Annotated in this window: 16 protein-coding genes and 3 tRNA genes; 7 read left to right on the top strand and 12 right to left on the bottom strand. The window is 74.3% G+C overall.

All coding sequences use genetic code 11. The features are described from left to right. Window positions 1-27 precede the first annotated feature (27 nt). Both FGW37_RS10160 and FGW37_RS10165 read left to right on the top strand, forming a co-directional pair. Entirely contained in the window at window positions 28-849 is an 822-nt protein-coding gene (locus FGW37_RS10160; protein ID WP_179080773.1) for a VOC family protein, read from the top strand. Between the two features lie 91 nt (window positions 850-940). Beyond that, entirely contained in the window at window positions 941-1456 is a 516-nt protein-coding gene (locus tag FGW37_RS10165; RefSeq protein ID WP_179080774.1) for a DinB family protein, read from the top strand. A gap of 117 nt (window positions 1457-1573) precedes the next feature. Here the strand turns inward: FGW37_RS10165 and FGW37_RS10170 are convergent, their stop codons facing one another. Together FGW37_RS10170 and FGW37_RS10175 are read right to left on the bottom strand one after the other, a co-directional pair. Beyond that, window positions 1574-3334: a DUF6297 family protein gene (locus FGW37_RS10170; protein ID WP_179080775.1), complete on the bottom strand. Its 1761-nt coding sequence runs from the start codon at window positions 3332-3334 to the stop codon at window positions 1574-1576. After that, a complete protein-coding gene (locus FGW37_RS10175; RefSeq protein WP_179080776.1) occupies window positions 3331-4050 on the bottom strand; it encodes an ABC transporter ATP-binding protein in 720 nt (239 codons plus the stop codon). Before FGW37_RS10175 ends, FGW37_RS10170 begins: the two co-directional genes overlap by 4 nt. Before the next feature lie 114 nt (window positions 4051-4164). On the opposite strand from FGW37_RS10175, the gene FGW37_RS10180 reads away from it, so the two are divergent. Next, window positions 4165-4848 carry a hypothetical protein gene (locus FGW37_RS10180; RefSeq protein ID WP_246430339.1) on the top strand — a complete coding sequence of 228 codons (684 nt, stop codon included), beginning with the start codon at window positions 4165-4167 and terminating at the stop codon, window positions 4846-4848. 227 nt (window positions 4849-5075) lie between these two features. Further along, the gene (locus FGW37_RS10185; protein ID WP_246430340.1) at window positions 5076-5669 is read left to right on the top strand and encodes a class F sortase; all 594 of its coding nucleotides are present in this window, start codon (window positions 5076-5078) and stop codon (window positions 5667-5669) included. A gap of 60 nt (window positions 5670-5729) precedes the next feature. Here the strand turns inward: FGW37_RS10185 and FGW37_RS10190 are convergent, their stop codons facing one another. The 6 genes from FGW37_RS10190 to FGW37_RS10215 form a co-directional block, all read right to left on the bottom strand. Continuing rightward, window positions 5730-6155, bottom strand: a complete 426-nt coding sequence (locus FGW37_RS10190) for an OsmC family protein (RefSeq protein ID WP_179080778.1) — start codon at window positions 6153-6155, stop codon at window positions 5730-5732. Between the two features lie 143 nt (window positions 6156-6298). Then, entirely contained in the window at window positions 6299-6904 is a 606-nt protein-coding gene (locus FGW37_RS10195; protein ID WP_179080779.1) for a histidine phosphatase family protein, read from the bottom strand. Next, on the bottom strand, window positions 6897-7310 hold the full coding sequence (gene trxA / locus FGW37_RS10200; protein ID WP_179080780.1) for a thioredoxin: 414 nt from the start codon (window positions 7308-7310) through the stop codon (window positions 6897-6899). The genes FGW37_RS10195 and trxA overlap by 8 nt, the downstream gene beginning before the upstream one ends. A 246-nt stretch (window positions 7311-7556) precedes the next feature. Beyond that, window positions 7557-7630: transfer RNA gene (locus tag FGW37_RS10205), tRNA-Ile, on the bottom strand. A gap of 190 nt (window positions 7631-7820) precedes the next feature. Next, window positions 7821-7893, bottom strand: a tRNA-Asn gene (locus FGW37_RS10210). A gap of 5 nt (window positions 7894-7898) precedes the next feature. After that, window positions 7899-7971: transfer RNA gene (locus FGW37_RS10215), tRNA-Asn, on the bottom strand. A gap of 174 nt (window positions 7972-8145) precedes the next feature. Between FGW37_RS10215 and FGW37_RS10220 the strand changes: the two genes are divergently transcribed. Both FGW37_RS10220 and FGW37_RS10225 read left to right on the top strand, forming a co-directional pair. Continuing rightward, a complete protein-coding gene (locus FGW37_RS10220; RefSeq protein WP_179080781.1) occupies window positions 8146-8433 on the top strand; it encodes a YtxH domain-containing protein in 288 nt (95 codons plus the stop codon). A gap of 93 nt (window positions 8434-8526) precedes the next feature. After that, complete coding sequence (locus FGW37_RS10225) at window positions 8527-9957, top strand: FGGY family carbohydrate kinase (RefSeq protein ID WP_179080782.1); 1431 nt, start codon at window positions 8527-8529, stop codon at window positions 9955-9957. Window positions 9958-9974: 17 nt separating this feature from the next. Here FGW37_RS10225 and FGW37_RS10230 read toward each other — a convergent pair whose 3' ends face one another. The 4 genes from FGW37_RS10230 to FGW37_RS10245 form a co-directional block, all read right to left on the bottom strand. Further along, a complete protein-coding gene (locus tag FGW37_RS10230) occupies window positions 9975-11228 on the bottom strand; it encodes an RNA polymerase sigma factor (protein ID WP_179084616.1) in 1254 nt (417 codons plus the stop codon). Window positions 11229-11791: 563 nt separating this feature from the next. After that, window positions 11792-13693, bottom strand: a complete 1902-nt coding sequence (dnaG, locus tag FGW37_RS10235; protein WP_179080783.1) for a DNA primase — start codon at window positions 13691-13693, stop codon at window positions 11792-11794. A 39-nt stretch (window positions 13694-13732) separates the two neighbouring features. Beyond that, a complete protein-coding gene (locus tag FGW37_RS10240; protein ID WP_179080784.1) occupies window positions 13733-15028 on the bottom strand; it encodes an NAD(P)/FAD-dependent oxidoreductase in 1296 nt (431 codons plus the stop codon). Between the two features lie 167 nt (window positions 15029-15195). Next, window positions 15196-16521 carry a deoxyguanosinetriphosphate triphosphohydrolase gene (locus tag FGW37_RS10245; RefSeq protein WP_179080785.1) on the bottom strand — a complete coding sequence of 442 codons (1326 nt, stop codon included), beginning with the start codon at window positions 16519-16521 and terminating at the stop codon, window positions 15196-15198. Window positions 16522-16624: 103 nt separating this feature from the next. On the opposite strand from FGW37_RS10245, the gene FGW37_RS10250 reads away from it, so the two are divergent. Beyond that, window positions 16625-17344 (top strand): SanA/YdcF family protein, encoded by a 720-nt coding sequence (locus FGW37_RS10250; protein ID WP_246430341.1) that lies wholly within the window; start codon window positions 16625-16627, stop codon window positions 17342-17344. Window positions 17345-17667 lie beyond the last annotated feature (323 nt).

Consider the following 17667-nt stretch of genomic DNA (forward strand, 5'->3'; position numbering starts at 1 on the left):
AAGGACCCGCGAAGGGAGATCACTTCCATGATCACCACCGACTTTGTCCCCGGCTCCCCCTCCTGGCTCGACCTCGGCGCCCCCGACGTCCCGGCCGCGGCCGCCTTCTACGGCGCGGTGTTCGGCTGGGAGTTCCAGTCCCACGGCGAGGAGGCGGGTGACTACGGCGTCTTCCGGCTGGACGGCAAGTCCGTCGCCGGCATCGGCCCGCTCACCGAGGAGGGCGCCCGCTCGGCCTGGATGATCTATTTCGGGACCGCCGACGCGGACGCCACGGCCCGGGCCGTCGAGCGGGCGGGCGGCACGGTGCGGGTGCCGCCGATGGGGCCCGGCGAGGGCGAGGGTGAGGGCGAGGGCCGGATGGCCCAGTTCACCGACCCCCAGGGCGGCCAGTTCGCCGTCTTCCAGCCCGGCACCTACCCCGGCCTGGAGGCGGCCGACGCCCCCGGCACCCTGTCCTGGACCGAGCTGTACACCACCGACGCGGCGGCGGCGCAGGAGTTCTACGGCGCGGTCTTCGGCTGGACCGCGGAGGACATGCCGCTCCCGGGCGGCGGAGGGACGTACGTCCTGCTCACCCCGGAGGGGCGGGACAAGGAGCTGATGCACGGCGGCCTGATGCAGCTCCCCTCCGAACACCTCGCCCTGAACGGCGGCCGCCCCTACTGGCACCCGGTCTTCGCCGCCGGGGACTGCGATGCGACGGTCGCGAAGGTCGTCGAGGGCGGCGGCTCGGTGCAGATGGGCCCGGAGGACGCGGAGGGCGTCGGCCGGCTGGCCGTCTGCCTGGACCCGGCGGGAGCCGACTTCGTGGTGCTCCGGCCGGAACCCGAGGGCTCGGGCGGCTGAGGGGGCGGGCGGCCGAGGGTCGGGCGGCTGACGGCTCGGGCGGCTGAGGAAAGGGCTCGCGCGGCCGTACGGGCCCGGGCATGATCGCCGGATGACGTGGACAGCACCCGCCGTCACCCGGCCGGCCGGATCCCTCGCGGCCGGCGAACGCACCCTGCTCACCGGCCTGCTCGCCTGGCACCGCAGCACCCTGCTGCACAAGTGCGCCGGGCTGACCGGCGAGCAGCTGGCCGAGCGGACCGTGCCGCCGTCGGACCTGTCGCTGCTGGGACTGATCCGCCACATGGCGAAGGTCGAGCGCATCTGGTTCCGCGAGCGGTTCGCCGGCCAGGACGTGCCGCGGCTCTACAGCACGGAGGAGAACCGGAACGCCGACTTCGAGGAGGCGGATCCGGCCCGCGCCGCCTCGTACTACGCGTGCCTGCTGGAGGAGCAGCGCCTGGCCGACGAGGCGGTCGCGGGGGCGTCCCTGGACGACACGTTCACCGTCGACGGCGAGCCGTACTCCCTCCGCTTCGTCCACCTCCACCTCATCGGCGAGTACGCCCGCCACAACGGGCACGCGGACCTGCTGCGGGAGCGGGTGGACGGTGTCACCGGCGGCTGAGCGGGCAGGCGGACCGGCTCGTCCGCCGCGGCGCCGGACCGTGCGTCACTGCCGGCTCGTATGTCAGTGCCGGCTCGTGTGTCAGGGCCTGCTCGTACGTCAGGGCCGGCTCGTGCGTCAGTGCCGGACCAGCCGGTCCGCCGACCACGCCGCGAAGGCGAGCAGGCCCGCCGTCAGCACCGCTGCCACGGCGGCCACACCGGCCACGGCCCCCGCGTCGAGCTGCGCCCGCCCCAGCGCCTTGTGCAGGGCGATCCCCAGGCCGCCCACCGTCACCAGCGGCCCCGCCGCGTACCAGCCGAGGAAGAGGATCACCCCGGGGTCGCCCATCGGCGTGCTGACGCCGACGGCCATCAGGTGCGTACGGGCCGGGCCCCGGCACGCCGAGAAGACCGCCGCCGCCGCGCACGGCAGCGCGCACACCGGCATCAGCAGCAGCGCCCAGGGCGCCCCCGCCACCGCGAAGGGCACCGCCGCGAGCAGCGCCGTCAGGGCGCCCAGCACCGCCGGCACCACCGCGTGCTGGAGCATCAGCGTGCGGAAGCGGAACGGGGACCAGGCCGCGCGCCGCACGTCGTCGGTCTCCAGCCGGGCCGGCTCGGCGAGCGCACCCACGCCGGCGTAGCCGAGCAGCAGCGCGGCGACGAGGCCGATCACGCGTTCCGGCCCGCCGGACTGCTGCCCGAGGGCGGCCGCCGCCGTGGCGCACACCATCCACATCAGGGCCTTCGCCGGGCGTGCGGGCGCCCTCAGCAGGGACAGCAGGTCCCGCCACACCACCACGAGGTACTTGCTGCGCGGACGCGGCAGCCGCACCCGGCGGGTGCTGCCGGTGCCCGTGGCGTCCATCAGGGCCAGCTTGGCGGCCCGCAGCTCCACCGAGTACATCACCGAAGAGACCGTCTGAGCGGTCGCCGCCCGCCGCCGCAGCCGGGTCGTGGGTACGCGCGCGGCGTCCCGGTGCCCCTGCACCAGGCCCGCGGCCGCCAGCAGCACCAGCAGCGCCACCGCGGCGGGCCAGGCGGGCGCGTGGCCGCCGGTCACGGAGAGGACGGGCTGGGCGGCCCACCCCCACGGCCCGGACCACAGCTCCACCTGCTCCAGCACCGCGCTCCGGTGCCCGTACGCCGCGCCCGCCACCTGTCCCGCGAGCAGCATCAGCACGAGGACGGCCAGGGGCGTGAACCGGCGTACGAGACGCGCGAGCCCGGCCCGGTGCTCCACCGCCATGCCGACGGCGACGGCCAGCAGCGGCAGGCACACCGCGGCGGGCAGGAGCGCGAGCAGCGCGGTACCGAGGGGGGCCAGGTCCATGACGCGCAGGACGACGGCCGCGGCGACCGCCACCACCAGCGCCGGGAGGACCGAGACCCCGGCCGACAGCCAGAACCACGGGCGCAGGACGGCCGCGCGGCGCACGGGCTGCGCGAGCAGCCAGCCGACCGAGGGGGCGGGGACGACGACGGGGCCGCGCCACAGGGCGTCGCGCGCCGCGAGCAGGGCCAGGGCGGCGGTCAGGAGGGTGAACAGGGCGGGCAGCGTGTCCTGGACGCGCTCGCCGAGGCCGCCGTAGTCCGCGCCCAGCCGGGCCCGCTGCAGGAAGTGGACGGCGTAGGCGCTGCCGTAGCCCGCGACGATGAGCACGACCGAATAGAGGAGGACGGCGAGGTCGCGGCCCTTCTGCCGGCGGTGGGCCTTGCGCTTCTCGCGCAGCCAGGCCAGCGTCTCGGCGGTGCGGTCGTCCTCCTCCTCGGTCCAGGTGGGCTCGTCGGTGCCGGTGTCGGTGCAGGCCTCGGCGTCGGCGTGGGCCTCGGCGTCGGCGTGGGCCTCGGTGCCGGCGCCGGTTGCCGGGGCCCCGCCCGGCGCCTCGCCGCTCATCCGCGCAGCCCCAGCCCGGCCAGGACCTCCGCCGGCGGGCCTTCGGCGATCACCCGGCCGTCCTCCAGGGCGATCATCCGGTCCGCGACGGACTCCGCCAGGTCGGCCTGGTGGGTCGCCAGCAGGACAGCCACGCCGTCGCGCTTCTCGCCGTTCAGCAGCTCTGCGAGGCGGACCCGGGCGTCCGGGTCGAGCCGCTGCTCGGGCTCGTCCAGGATGAGCAGGTCGCGGGGGCGGACGAGCGCCGCGGCCAGCAGCAGCGACTGGAGCTGGCCGGAGGAGAGCGAGCCGGGCAGCGCCCGCGCGTGGTCGGACAGCCGGCGGTCGGCGAGCACGTGGTCGATCCAGCTGCCTGCGTCCTCCACGGCGTGGGCGACGGTGACGAGTTCGAGGTGCTCGCGCACGGTCAGATCGGGGTAGGTGGCCACGGTGTCGCCGACGACCGCGACCCTGGCCCGTACCTCCGGGTCGTCCTCGGAGACCTTGCGGCCCGCGAACTGCGCGGTGCCGGAGGTGGGCTCGTCCCGGCCGGCGGCTATGCGCAGCAGCGTGGACTTGCCCGATCCGTTGTGGCCGAAGAGGGCGGTGCAGGTCCCCGGCTCCAGGTCGAGGTCGAGCGGGTGCAGGGCCTTCCGCTCCCCGTAGGTGCGGCTGACTCCGCGCAGCCGCAGGAGCGGGGCGGGGCCGCCGCCCTGCGGGGCCTTCGAGCCGGACATCAGAGCCTCCGTACGCCGGTGATCACTCACCCCGACCTTAGTGAGCGGGCAGTGTCCGCGGAGCCCCGCCCCGGCCCTCCCCGGCCCGCTGCCGGGTGCGCGACGATGGCCCCCATGTACCCAGCCTCCGACTCCCCGTCCGAGCCGGGCCGGCGGTCCGGCACTCCCGGCGCCTTCGGCCGGCGACCCGGCGGTATCGGCCGCCCCACCGGTCCCGCCCGTCCCGGTCCCCGCGACTGGGACGTCTTCGGCCCCCTCAGCTTCCAGCTCGTCCTGCTGCGGCGGATGGCCGACCACCAGCCCGGCCTGGTCGAGGACGCCCTGCGCGAGCTCGGCGTCGACCGGAGCAGGATGCGGAAGACCAACCGCCGCTGGCAGGCCATGCTGCGGGCCCCCGGGCGGCGCGGGCAGTGCCCGCACTACCGCTCGGTGCTCGGCCCGCCCGAGGCCACCGGCGAGCGGCACGTGGGCGATCTGACGTTCGAGGCGGCGACGTGGCGGGTGCCGCTCTGGCCGGATCTGCGGTTCGAGGTGCTGACGGCGCCCGGCGGGGCCGTCTGGAACGAGTGGCTGGTCCGCGCCCCGGGCGCACCCGGCCCCCGGCTGCGGACGGTGGAGGACCTGAAGCCCTGGTCGTGCACCGTGGACGAGGTGGCGCGCGCCTTCGCCCCCGCCCGGCCGCTGGAGGGCACGGGCCCCGCGCTCTGGCAGCTCGCCTTCACAGCACCGGACGCCTCCGGACAGCGGGCCGAGTACAGGGCCGAGTTCATGTGGGGGCTGCTGCAGCGATTCGTCTGAGGTGCCCGGGGGCCACCACCGGGCGGGGGTGCGCCTCCTCCTTCCGGGGGAGGCAGAACTGGCCGTTCACCCGAAGCCGGGGCGCCGCGCCCGTCCCTAGCGTGGGCAGCGTTCCCTCCCCACGCCCGGATGGATGCCCGATGTCCCGCACACGCCGTGCACCTCGTACGCCCCGTGCACCTCGTACGCCCCGTGCACCTCGTACGCCCCGTGCACCTCGTACGCCCTTGGCACCTCGTACGCGCCGCACGCGCCTCCCCGCCCGCCTCGCCCTCGCGGCCCTGCTGCTGCCCGCCGCGCTCGCCGCGGCCCTGCTCACCGGCTGCTCGTCGGGCACGGAGGGCAGCACGGCCGCCAGCGGCACCCCGGCCTCGGCCGAGGAGCCAGCCCGCGTCTCGATCCCGTCCATCGGCGTGGACAGCGCCCTGCTGCGCCTCGGCAAGAACGGCGACGGCACCGTGCAGGTGCCGCCGCCGGAGAAGGGCATGACGGCCGGCTGGTACACCGGCGGCGCGACGCCCGGCGAGCCCGGCGCCGCGGTCCTCGTCGGCCACAGCGACACCCGCGACGGCAAGGCCGTCTTCCACGACCTGGGGAAGGTGGACAAGGGGACCGTCGTCGACGTCCGGCGGGGCGACGGCAAGGTGCTGCACTTCTCCGTCACGGGGAAGGAGACGGTCGACAAGTCCGCCTTCCCGACGCAGAAGGTCTACGGGGAGACGAAGGAGCGGGCACTGCGCCTGGTCACCTGCGCGGGGAGCCCCGACGCGGACGGGCACCCGGAGCAGAACCTGATCGTCTACGCGGCCCTGACGTCGTGACGCCGGTGTCCGGTGCCGTGACGCCGAGGGCCGCGGAGCGCGCAGGGGCAGGCGCAGAGATCAGGCCAGCTCGGCCGTCAGCGTGATCGTCGTACCCGTGAGGGCCTGGCTGACCGGGCAGTTCTTCTTGGCGCCCTCGGCGGCCTCCTGGAAGCCCGCCTCGTCCAGACCCGGCACCTCGCCGCGGACGGTGAGGTGGATGCCGGTGATGCCCTCGCCCGGCTGGAACGTGACGTCGGCCTTGGTCTCCAGGCGGGTGGGCGGGGTGCCCGCGCCCGTCAGGCCGTGCGAGAGGGCCATGGAGAAGCAGCTGGAGTGCGCGGCCGCGATCAGCTCCTCGGGGCTGGTCTTGCCGTTGGCCTGCTCGGCGCGCGACGGCCACGACACCGGCTGGGAGCCGATGCCGGACGAGTCGAAGGTGACGGTGCCGCTGCCCTTGAGCAGCTCACCTTCCCAGACGGTGTGCGCGGTGCGGGTGGTGGCCACGAATACATCCCTCCACTGAAATCGGTCGTACGAAGGCGGCCGTACGGGACCGGGGCGTCACCGGCCCTTCCGGTCCGCCCCGATCATCGGGCCACGGCGGCCGCGGCCCCGGTTCCGACACGCTCCGCCGGTCCTGCAACGGATCACGCCGCCGGCTGGTTCCAGGCCACGAGCGCGGGGCGGCCGTGTTCGGTACCGATCCGGCTGAGGGTGGCGGTGTCGAGGCGGAAGAGCGCGCCCGCGGCCGGCGGCAGGCCGAGCCTACGGGCGGTCAGCACGCGCAGGAAGTGGCCGTGCGCCACCAGCACCACGTCGCCCTCGTCCCCGCGGTCGCCGTCCAGCCAGGGCGCGATGCGCGCGAGGACGCGGTCGGCGCGGGCGCTGACCTGCGCGGGTGTCTCCCCCGGGTGCTCCGGCGGCCCGGGGACGACCCCGTCGTCCCACAGGTACCAGCCGGGCCGGGTGCAGTGGATCTCCGCGGTCGTCACGCCCTCGTAGCCGCCGTAGTCCCACTCGTGGAGGTCGGGGTCAGTCTCGGCGCCGTCCAGCCCGGCGAGCTCGGCCGTACGCAGGGCCCGCTTCAGGGGGCTCACCAGCACCTTCGCGACGCTGCGGCCCGCGAGCAGCGGCCGCAGGGCCGTCGCCTGCCGCTCGCCGCGCCCGGTCAGGGCCACGTCCGTGAAGCCGGTGTGCCGGCCGTCGCGGCTCCACTCGGTCTCGCCGTGACGGACCAGCAGCAGCTCACTCACCGGCGGGCTGCCCCTCGCCCTGCGCCGCCCGCGCGGCCTTGGCCTGCTCCTCGGCGACGGAGGCGCGCACCTCGTCCATGTCGAGCGCGCGGGCCTGGCTGATGACGTCCTCCAGGGCGGCCTCCGGCAGGGCGCCCGGCTGGGCGTAGACCGCGATGTTGTCCCGCACGATCATCAGCGTGGGGATCGACCGGATCTCGAACGCGGCCGCGAGCTCGGGCTGGGCCTCGGTGTCGACCTTGGCGAAGACCAGGTCGCCGTGGCGCTCCGCGGCCCCCTCGTACACCGGCGCGAACTGCCGGCAGGGGCCGCACCACGACGCCCAGAAGTCGATGAGGACGAATCCGCTGCCGGAGACGACCTCGTCGAAGTTGTCCTTGGTGAGCTCCACCGTGCTGCTGCTCATGCGTCGCTACCTGCTTCCGCTGTGGCGTCGGGTGACCGTCGGACCGGCCCAGCAGCGCCAACAGGATGAAGCCGGACCGTATTCCGCCGCATACCCGTGCCCCGGCGGGGCAGACGAACGGCGCGGCCGAAGACGTACGCCGCCCGGCCCCCGACAGCACGAAGCCCCGCCGACTCATTCCTGTCCGGAACCGGGCGGGGCATCGAAAACGCTGGTCGCATCGTTTCTGCACCAACGTCACGCGTGTGGGGCGGGTGGGACTCGAACCCACGGCCGACGGATTATGAGTCCGCTGCTCTAACCGGCTGAGCTACCGCCCCGTTCACGGCGCGTCGCGCACATCTGTGCGCGCCGTCTGCCGCAGCATAGCCGCTCATACGATCTGCTGCCCCTGAGGGGGCGTATTGCGTGACCTACCTGACCATGAGGACTTCGATCACGGCGGGGCGGTTCCCTCCGGAGGGGTCCGGACACGAAAAAGGACCCCCTGAGGGGGTCCTCGATCGCTTGCTCCTCCGACTGGACTCGAACCAGTAACCTGCCGGTTAACAGCCGGCTGCTCTGCCAATTGAGCTACAGAGGATCGCGCTCCCCCGACTGGACTCGAACCAGTAACCTGCCGGTTAACAGCCGGCTGCTCTGCCAATTGAGCTACAGGGGACTGCTGCGTTTGCCACGAATGCGGTGCTGCCCGGGCTTCCGGGCGGCGTGCGCTCGCTGCGAGACATACATTAGCGCAAGCAGGGGGGTGCTCCGCCAATCGGTTCCCCGGGAGTGACCTTCGCACCCGGCGGGTAGGCGGCGACCACAGCGTCCGAGGGAAGGGTGGAGCGGGATGCGCTACCGGCTGACGTTCATGATCGGGGCAGCCGTCGGGTACGTACTGGGCGCACGGGCCGGCCGCGAGCGGTACGAGCAGCTGCGCAAGGGCGCCCGGCAGATCGCCCAGAACCCCGCGGTCCGCAATACGGTCGAGTCCGCCGCCCAGAACGGCAGGGCCATGAGCTCCCGGGCTTTCGCGAAGGTGGGCGACCGGCTGCCGGATTCGGTGAGCGAGCGGGTGCGGTCGCTGCGCGAGCGGGCACAGGGCTCCGAGGACGACTGGGGCACCAGTAACACCTGACCCGGCCGTAAGCCCCTGACCCGGCCGCCGTCCGGCCGGGCCGGCACCCGACCGGCGCACGGAGCATGCCCCGGTGTTTGGCATCATCTCGGCATGGGCATAGTCGCGGGCTTGGACAGTTCCACCGAGAGCACACGGATCGTCGTCTGCGATACGGACACGGGGGCCGTGCTCCGCCAGGGGTACGCCCCCCATCCGCCGACCGACGGCGACCCCCAGGCATGGCTGATCTCCCTCGGCGAAGCCGCCGCCGGAGGCCTCCTGGAGGGCGTGCAGGCCATCGGGGTCTCCGCGCAGCAGAACGGACTGCTCGCGCTGGACGCCGGCGGGGTCCTCGTCCGGCCCGCCATGCTCGGCAACGACAAGCGCATGCAGCCCTCCGCGGCCGACCTGACCGACGCGCTCGGCGGCCGCGCCGCCTGGGCGCAGGCCGTCGGCTCCGTGCCGCAGCCCGGCCAGATGGTCGCCAAGCTGCGCTGGCTCGCCCGCAACGAACCCGAGTCCGCCCAGCGCATCGCCGCCCTGCTCCAGCCGCACGACTGGCTCGTGTGGCAGCTCCTCGGCCGCCCGCTGCGGCGCACCACCGACCGCGGCGACGCCTCCGGCACCGGCCTGTGGTCCGCCGCGACCGCCTCCTGGCGGCCGGACCTGGTGGAGCTGGCCCTGGGCCGCCCGGCCGTGCTCCCGGACGTGCTCGCGCCCGCCGAGCCCGCCGGGCACACCCCCGAGGGCCTGCTGATCTCCGCCGGCACGGGCGAGACCATGGCGGCCGCCTTCGGACTGGGCGTGGGGCCGGGGGACGCCGTGATCTCCCTGGGCGCCTCGGGCTCGGTCTTCGCCGTGCACCACGAGGCGCTGGTGGACCCCTCCGGGACGATCACCTCCTACGCCGACGCGACCGGCATGCACCTGCCCGTGGTGCACACCCTCAACGCCGTGCGGGTGCTGCGCGGCACGGCGGAGCTGCTGGGCACGGACCTGGCGGGCCTGTCCGAGCTGGCGCTGCAGTCGAGCCCGGGCTCGTACGGGCTGGTGATGCTGCCGTACCTGGAGGGCGAGCGGACGCCGCACCTGCCGCACACCGCGGGCACGCTGGCGGGGCTGCGCCGCGAGAGCATGAAGCCGGAGCACCTGGCGCGGGCCGCGTTCGAGGGCATGCTGTGCGGGCTCACGGACGCGCTGGACGTACTGCGGGGGCGCGGGGTGCAGGTGCGCCGGGTGTTCCTGCTGGGGGCCGCGGCGGAGCTGCCCGCCGTGCAGGCCGCCGCTCCCGCGCTGTTCGGCACGCAGGTCGTCGTGCCCCAGCCGGCGGACTACGCGGCGCTGGGCGCGGCCCGGCAGGCCGCCTGGGCGCTGGGCGTCCAGCAGGGCACGCTGGCCCCCCACGAGCCGCCCCTGTGGCCGGCGGCGGCCAGCCAGGTGTTCGAGCCGGGTGAGGACCTGCCGGTGGGTCAGGCGGTGCGGCAGCAGTACGCGGCCGTGCGCGAGCAGACCCATCCGGGGGCGTTCGACGCCGCGGGATAGCCGGCGGTCCCCCCGGGTCAGTCGAGGTAGCCGCGCAGCTGGTCGGCGAAGGCGTGGTCGCGCAGCTTGTTGAGGGTCTTGGACTCGATCTGGCGGATGCGCTCGCGGGTCACGCCGAAGATGCGGCCGATCTCCTCCAGCGTGCGGGGACGGCCGTCGACCAGCCCGTACCGCAGCTGCACCACCTTGCGCTCGCGCTCCCCCAGCGTCGACAGGACCGCCTCCAGGTGCTCGCGCAGCAGCAGGAAGGCCGCCGACTCGACGGGGGACGCCGCGTCGCCGTCCTCGATCAGGTCGCCGAGGGCGACGTCGTCCTCCTCGCCGACGGGCGCGTGCAGGGAGACGGGCTCCTGCGCCAGCCGCAGGACCTCGCTGACCCGCTCCTGGGTCAGGTCGAGGTGGGCGGCCACCTCCTCGGCCGTGGGCTCGTAGCCGCGCTCCTGCAGCATGCGGCGCTGGACGCGGACGACGCGGTTGATGAGCTCCACGACGTGCACCGGGACGCGGATCGTGCGGGCCTGGTCGGCGAGGGCCCGCGACATGGCCTGGCGGATCCACCACGTCGCGTACGTGGAGAACTTGTAGCCGCGGGCGTAGTCGAACTTCTCGACGGCCCTGATCAGGCCCAGGTTGCCCTCCTGGACCAGGTCGAGCATGGTCAGGCCGCGGCCGATGTAGCGCTTGGCGACCGAGACGACGAGGCGCAGGTTCGCCTCGATCAGCCGCCGTTTGGCCATCCGGCCCAGCACGACGAGGCGGTCGAGGTCCAGGGCGAGCCGGGAGTCCAGGTCCGGGGCGCCGGCGAGCTTCTCCTCCGCGAACAGCCCGGCTTCCACACAGCGGGCGAGCTCCACCTCCTCGGCGGCGGACAGCAGCGGGATGCGGCCGATCTCGCGCAGGTACTGCCGGAAGAGGTCGGAGGACGGGCCGCCGCCGGTGTCGGTGCGGACGGAGTCGGACTGCTCGGCGCGCGCGGCCCGGGGGGACCCGGCCTCGGTCCCGGCCTCCGTCTCCTCGGCCTCGTGCGGGGCGGCGGCCGGCGCGGTGCTCCCCGCCGGATCCGGCAGGGGCGGCTCGTCGGAGAGGCTCTCGGCCTGGGGCGCGGCGGGCTGCCGGGGGACGCCCTGGGCCGGGGCGGCCGCGGGCCGTGACGGGAGCCTGGTCGGTGTCCGGGTCTGCACGGGGGCGACCTCCAAGGTGATCGCTGCCGGTTTCGGGGCGGCATGCGCCGGAGGGGCGGCAGCGGCCTGGCCGCCGGCCGTCCCGGGGATCAGGAGCGGCTTCGCGAAGGTTCCGAGTTCCGGGTCCGAGCGGCCGGGCCTGCCGCGTCCGAGGACTCAGGCACCGCCCACCAGTGTGGGGCACGACGCGGGCCCGCCACGAGGGGCGTGCGGGCACTTTCTGAGTCCGTTCCGTGACCGGGGGTTACGACCTCGGCTCCGCCGCGGCAGGTTGAAGGGGGCGGCCCCTGCTCACGGAGCACCGCTCCCTGAGGTCCGCCGCAACGGCGATCAGCCGCGGCGTCGGAGACCGGCGGTGCCAGGGTCACGCGGTGAAGGGCCCTGCCCTTCTATTCCGCCGCCGCGGCGCGCAACCCCACTCGGCGTGACCGGCGGTGCCGGACGAAGCTACCTGCTGGCTCGGCACCGCCGGACGGCGCCATAGGGGTTGCGCGCCGTTGCGGCGGAAGCAAGGGCCCCTTCACCCGTGGCTCCCGGCGACGAGAGGCCGGGGCTGTTCCTTCGGCTCCCCGGAGCACCGCTCCCTTGAACCCGCCGCTGCAGCGGATTCGAGGGGCCGGCCCCTCGACGCGGGCTGACCCGAACCCGGCCCGCTAGAGCGCGGCGGACCCGCGGTCCTTCAGGGCGCGGCTGTACTGCTCCAGTACCCACAGTTCGTTCTGCACGGCCGCCAGGTGCTCCGGCGCCGCCTGGCTGCCGAGGCGGATCAGGCTGCCCTGGACCTCCTGGATGCGGCGTTCGACGGCGCGCAGCCGGACCTGGACGAGCTGTATTCCCGCGTAGACCTCGTCCACGTTCTTGTGCCGGATCGCCTCGACCGCCAGCTCGGTGATCATCGCCCGGACGGTGTCGTCGGGGGCGGCGTCCCGGACGCGCGTGAGGTAGTCGGCGGGGGCGCCGGTGACGCCGCCGGCCTCTTCGACGGCGCGGCGCACGGCCACGTAGGGCGCGGCGGTGAACTCGTCCTCGCCGTAGGCGTCGAAGGCGGGGGCGACGAGCTCGGGCCGCTGCAGGGCGAGCTTGAGCAGTTCGCGCTCGGTGAGCGCGACGGGGCTGCGCAGGTTGAGCGCGGGGCCGCGCCGCACGGGCTCCTGCGGCGCCGCGGGGGCGGCGGGCGCCGCGGCCCGGCCGCGCCCGGCGGACTCCGGCTGCCGGCCGCGCTCGCGGGCCCACTTGGCGAGCTGGCCGACGCGGCGGACGACGAACTGGCTGTCGAGGATGCCGAGCATGCCGGCGAGCTGGACCGCGTACTCGTGCTGGATGGAGGTGTTCTTGATGTTGGAGACGATGGGCGCGGCCGCTTCGAGCGCGGCGGCGCGCCCCTCCGCGGTGTCGAGGTTGTGCCGGGCGACGACCTGGCGGATGGCGAAGGCGAACAGGGGCGTGCGGGATTCGACGAGTGCCTGGACGGCCGCGTCGCCTTCGGCGAGCCGCAGCTCGCAGGGGTCCATGCCGCCGGGGGTGATGGCGATGGAGGTCTCGGCGGCGAACTTCTGGTCGTCCTCGAAGGCGCGCAGGGCGGCCTTCTGGCCGGCGGCGTCGCCGTCGAAGGTGAAGACGACCTCGGCGCCGGAGTTGTCCATCAGCAGCCGGCGGAGGATCTTGATGTGGTCGCCGGCGAAGGCGGTGCCGCAGGTGGCGATGGCGGTGGTGACGCCGGCCAGGTGGCAGGCCATGACGTCGGTGTAGCCCTCGACGACGACGGCGCGGCTGGTCTTGGCGATGTCCTTCTTGGCGAGGTCGATGCCGTAGAGGACGTGCGACTTGCGGTAGAGCGGCGTCTCGGGGGTGTTGAGGTACTTGGGGCCGTTGTCGTCGTCGCGGAGCTTGCGCGCGCCGAAGCCGACGACTTCGCCGGTGATGTCGCGGATGGGCCACATCAGGCGGCCGCGGAAGCGGTCGATGGGCCGGCCGCCGCGGCTCTCCTGGGCGAGGCCGGAGAGGATCAGTTCCTTGTCGCTGAAGCCCTTGCCGCGCAGGAAGCGGGTGAGGTGGTCCCAGCCGGCGGGGCTGTAGCCGACGCCGAAGTGCTCGGCGGCCTCCTGGCCGAAGCCGCGGCTCGCGAGGAACTGCCGGCCGATCTCGGCCTCGGCGCTGCCGAGCTGCTCGGCGTAGAACTTGGCGGCGTGCTTGTGGGCCTCGACGAGGCGGATGCGCTCGCCCTGCTGGCGGCCCGGGGTGTAGCCGCCCTCCTCGTAGCGCAGGGTGATGCCGGCCTGGGCGGCCAGCCGCTCGATCGTCTCGGCGAAGGAGAGGTGGTCGATCTTCATGACGAAGTCGACCGTGTCCCCGCCCTCCTGGCAGCCGAAGCAGTAGAAGAGGCCCTTGGCCGGGCTGACCTGGAAGGACGGGGACTTCTCGTCGTGGAAGGGGCAGAGGCCCTTGAGGTTGCCGCCGCCCGCGTTGCGCAACTGGAGGTACTCGGACACGACGGCGTCGATCGGGACCGCGTCCCGTACCGCCTTCACGTCGTCGTCGTTGATCCGTCCTGCCACGCGTGAATTCTACGGGCGGGGGCCGCCGGCCCGGGACCGTCAGGACTGCGCGGGGCTGGGCAGCAGGGCGTCGAGGGGCACGGCGGGGTCGGCGAGGGCCTCGGGGTCCAGCGGGGCACCGGAGCGGATGAGCTTTTGGACGGTCTCCGTGACATCCCACACATTGACGTTCATCCCGGCGAGGAGGCGGCCCTCGGCGAGCCAGAAGGCGATGAACTCGCGCTTGCCGACGTCGCCGCGGCAGACGACCTGGTCGTAGGAGCCGGGCGGGGCGTAGCCGGAGTACTCGAGGCCGACGTCGTACTGGTCGGAGAAGAAGTAGGGCACCCGGTCGTAGGAGATCTCCCGGCCGAGCATGGCGCGGGCGGCGGCGGGGCCGGTGTGGAGGGCGTTGGCCCAGTGCTCGACGCGCAGGCGGGTACCCAGCCACGGGGTCACCCTGAAATGGGAAAGAGGTGTGGCGGCGACGTCGCCCGCGGCGAAGATCTCGGGGTCGGAGGTGCGCAGGGAGGCGTCGACGGCGATGCCGCCGCCGTCGGCCCGGTCGACGAGGGCGAGGCCGGCGGCCTCGGCGAGGGCGGTGCGGGGGGCGGCGCCGATGGCGGCGAGGACGGCGTGGGCGGGGTGCTCCTCGCCGTCGTCGGTGCGGGCGGCGAGGACCATGCCGTCCTGGCCGGTGATCTCGGTGAGGCGGGCGCCGAAGTGGAAGCGGACGCCGTGCTCGCTGTGCAGGTCGGTGAAGAGCTGGCCGAGCTCGGGGCCGAGGACGGGGTGCAGCGGCGTGGGCTCGGGTTCGACGACGGTCACCTCGGCACCGTAGGAGCGGGCGGCGGCAGCGACTTCGAGGCCGATCCAGCCCGCGCCGGCGATGACGAGGTGGCCGTTGTCGCGGCCGAGGGAGGCGAGGACGCCGCGCAGCCGCTCGGCGTGGGCGAGGCGGCGCAGGTGGTGGACGCCGGCGAGGCCGGTGCCGGGGATGTCGAGGCGGCGGGGCTCGGCGCCGGTGGCCAGCAGCAGCTTGTCGTAGTGGACGCAGGTGCCGTCGCCGAGGCGGACGGTGCGGGCCGCGCGGTCGAGGTGGACGGCGGGCTGGCCGAGGTGCAGCTCGATGTCGGCCTGGGCGTACCAGCCGGGCTCGTGGACGAAGACGCTGTCGCGGTCCTCCTTGCCGGTGAGGTAGCCCTTGGAGAGCGGCGGGCGCTCGTAGGGGTGCTCGCGTTCGTCGCAGATGAGGATCACCCGGCCGGTGAAGCCCTCCGCGCGCAGGGTCTCCGCGGCCTTCGCCCCGGCCAGGCCCCCTCCGACGATGACGAACGTCTGGTTCGCGTCGACCACTTGCTGCCTCCTCGCTGCCACGCAGTGCGTCTGCGTTGAACCGCCCCCGGCCGGAATCGCCCGTGCAGAGGTTGCCGCACGGGGCCCGCCGCCGGAAGAGGGACTACCCCGGACGGGTCAGTACCCGCATGGTGTGGGGGAAGTCCTCGGATTCTGTGGACATTCGGTCACCTTTCTGACCCGGCACGTCCGTCGGTGAGGCGGGTGAGCAGGGAGCGCGCGGAGACGTCGGTCAGGGCGGCGATCTGGTCGACGACGGCGCGCTGGCGGCCCGCGTCGTCGGCGGCGGCCGCGTAGAGGGAGCGGAACTGCGGGTCGAGGCCGTCGGGGGCGCGGGCGGTGAGGGCCTCGGCGAGCTCGGCGATGACGACGCGCTGGTCGGCGCGGAGCTTCTCCTGGGCCGGGCGCTGCATCACATAGCGGTCGGCCACGGCCTTCAAGACGGCGCATTCGAGGCGGGTTTCGCGGGGGACGACGAGCTCGGCCCCGTAACGGGTGAGCCGGCCGGGGCCGTAGGCGGCGCGGGTGGCGCTCTCGGCGGCCAGGCAGAAGCGGCCGATGAGCTGGCTGGTGGCGTCCTTGAGGCGGGCCTGGGCGACGGCGGATCCGTCGTAGCCGTGCGGCCACCACTGCTGTTCCAGGAGGCGGTCGAGGGCCTCGACGAGCTCTTCGGGACCGGCTCCGGGGGCGTAGCGTCCGGCGGCCACGGCGAAGACGTCCTGCCGCTCGGGCTCGGCGAGCAGCGCGTTGGGGTCGAGGTGGCCGGCGTGCAGGCCGTCCTCGACGTCGTGCACGGAGTAGGCGACGTCGTCGGCCCAGTCCATGACCTGGGCCTCGAAGCTCTGCCGCCCCTCGGGGGCGCCCTGCCGGAGCCAGGTGAAGACGGGCAGGTCGTCGTCGTAGACGCCGAACTTGCGGGAGGAGGGGTCGGTGGGGTGGCCGCCGCGCGGCCAGGGGTACTTGGTGGCGGCGTCGAGGGCGGCCCGGGTGAGGTTGAGGCCGACGCTGACGAGCTCGCCGGTGCCCTCGCTGGGGACGAACCGCTTGGGCTCCAGGCGGGTGAGCAGGCGCAGCGACTGGGCGTTGCCCTCGAAACCGCCGCACAGGCCGGCGACTTCGTCGAGCGCCTGCTCGCCGTTGTGGCCGAACGGGGGGTGGCCCATGTCGTGCGCGAGGCAGGCGGCCTCCACCAGATCGGGGTCGCAGCCGAGCGCCGCGCCGAGCTCGCGGCCCACCTGGGCGCACTCCAGGGAGTGCGTGAGGCGGGTGCGGGGGCTGGCGTCCCAGGCCTGGGCGCTCACGCCGGGCGTGACGACCTGGGTCTTGCCGGCCAGCCGGCGCAGGGCCGCCGAGTGCAGCACGCGGGCCCGGTCGCGCTGGAAGGCGGTGCGTCCGGGGCGCTTGTCCGGCTCGGGCGCCCAGCGCTCCAGGTCGTGCTCGTCGTATCCGGCGATGACGGGCTTCTCGCCGGGGGTGCGTGCCGCTGCGTTCATACCCCGACGGTAACCGCCGGGTGTGACAGCAGCGACGGCGTGAGCTGGAGCGGAGCGGGAACCGACGGTGCTTCCGGACCGTTCTTACGGGCGACGGGGAGGAATGATCGACATGGTGCGGGGCCGCGTGCTGCGGATGCGGGTGCGGATGCCGCGGACGCGGCGGGAGAGACGGCGGCTGCTGTGGGCGGCCGTGGCCGGCTGCGTGCTCGCGCTGCTGCCGGTGACGTGGGTGTACGCGGCGGCGGAGCCGCGCGTGCGCACCGTTGCGGACGTGCCGTCCGCGCCGGTCGCCGTGGTCTTCGGCGCGGGCCTGTGGGAGGGCGAGCCGTCCCCCTATCTGGCGCACCGCCTGGATGCGGCCGTCGAGCTGTACCGGGCGGGCAAGGTCCGCGTCGTGCTGGTCACCGGCGACAACAGCCGCGTGGAGTACGACGAGCCGGATGCCATGCGCAAGTACCTGACGGACCGCGGTGTGCCCGCCGAGCGGATCGTGAGCGACTTCGCGGGCTTCGACACCTGGGACTCGTGCACGCGCGCCGCCCGCATCTTCGGGGTGAAGAAGGCGGTGCTGATCACCCAGGGCTTCCACGTCCGGCGGGCGCTGGCGCTGTGCGGGGCCGCGGGCATCGATGCGTACGGGGTCGCGGTGGCCGCCAAGCACGACGTCACCTGGTACGCGGGCGGCGCGCGCGAGGTGTTCGCCTCGGGGAAGGCGGCGCTGGATGCGCTCGTGCGGCCGGGGCCGCGGTTCCTGGGGCCGCACGAGCCGGGCGTACAGCAGGCGCTGGCGGAGGCGGGGACGGAGGCGGCCGGGCGATGAGCCCGGTCGGAAGCGGGGCCGGAAACCGGGGCGACGGCCCGTACGGCTTCCGGGCCAGCGCGGCTACGTCTTCCTCGTGCGGGCGCCGCGCGGAGTGAGTATTCCGGGGTCAGGACCGGGCCGTCGCGCGCGGCCCACGATACGCGCCGCATTTCCCTACGCCGTCCCGTCGGCACGTCTCTGACCTGGCTGCAGAAATCCACTGCCGACCATATAAAGGGACTGTCGCACCAGTCCCGGCTTTGGCGATTCTTTGAAGCGCCGTTTACACCTCCCGGAATCTTCTGACAGCGTATGGCCGCCACACCGGTGAATTAGCCGGA

Origin of the sequence: Streptomyces rectiverticillatus (genome assembly GCF_013394065.1) — a bacterium.
Classification (GTDB): Bacteria; Actinomycetota; Actinomycetes; order Streptomycetales; family Streptomycetaceae; genus Streptomyces; species Streptomyces rectiverticillatus.

Excerpts from the sequence above, each read along its gene's own strand:
- FGW37_RS10160 (WP_179080773.1), top strand. The coding sequence starts at position 28 with ATGATCACCACCGACTTTGTCCCCGGCTCCCCCTCCTGGCTCGACCTC.
- FGW37_RS10165 (WP_179080774.1), top strand. The coding sequence starts at position 941 with ATGACGTGGACAGCACCCGCCGTCACCCGGCCGGCCGGATCCCTCGCG.
- FGW37_RS10170 (WP_179080775.1), bottom strand. The coding sequence starts at position 3,334 with ATGAGCGGCGAGGCGCCGGGCGGGGCCCCGGCAACCGGCGCCGGCACC.
- FGW37_RS10175 (WP_179080776.1), bottom strand. The coding sequence starts at position 4,050 with ATGTCCGGCTCGAAGGCCCCGCAGGGCGGCGGCCCCGCCCCGCTCCTG.
- FGW37_RS10180 (WP_246430339.1), top strand. The coding sequence starts at position 4,165 with ATGTACCCAGCCTCCGACTCCCCGTCCGAGCCGGGCCGGCGGTCCGGC.
- trxA (WP_179080780.1), bottom strand. The coding sequence starts at position 7,310 with ATGAGCAGCAGCACGGTGGAGCTCACCAAGGACAACTTCGACGAGGTC.
- FGW37_RS10220 (WP_179080781.1), top strand. The coding sequence starts at position 8,146 with ATGCGCTACCGGCTGACGTTCATGATCGGGGCAGCCGTCGGGTACGTA.
- FGW37_RS10225 (WP_179080782.1), top strand. The coding sequence starts at position 8,527 with ATGGGCATAGTCGCGGGCTTGGACAGTTCCACCGAGAGCACACGGATC.
- FGW37_RS10245 (WP_179080785.1), bottom strand. The coding sequence starts at position 16,521 with ATGAACGCAGCGGCACGCACCCCCGGCGAGAAGCCCGTCATCGCCGGA.
- FGW37_RS10250 (WP_246430341.1), top strand. The coding sequence starts at position 16,625 with ATGATCGACATGGTGCGGGGCCGCGTGCTGCGGATGCGGGTGCGGATG.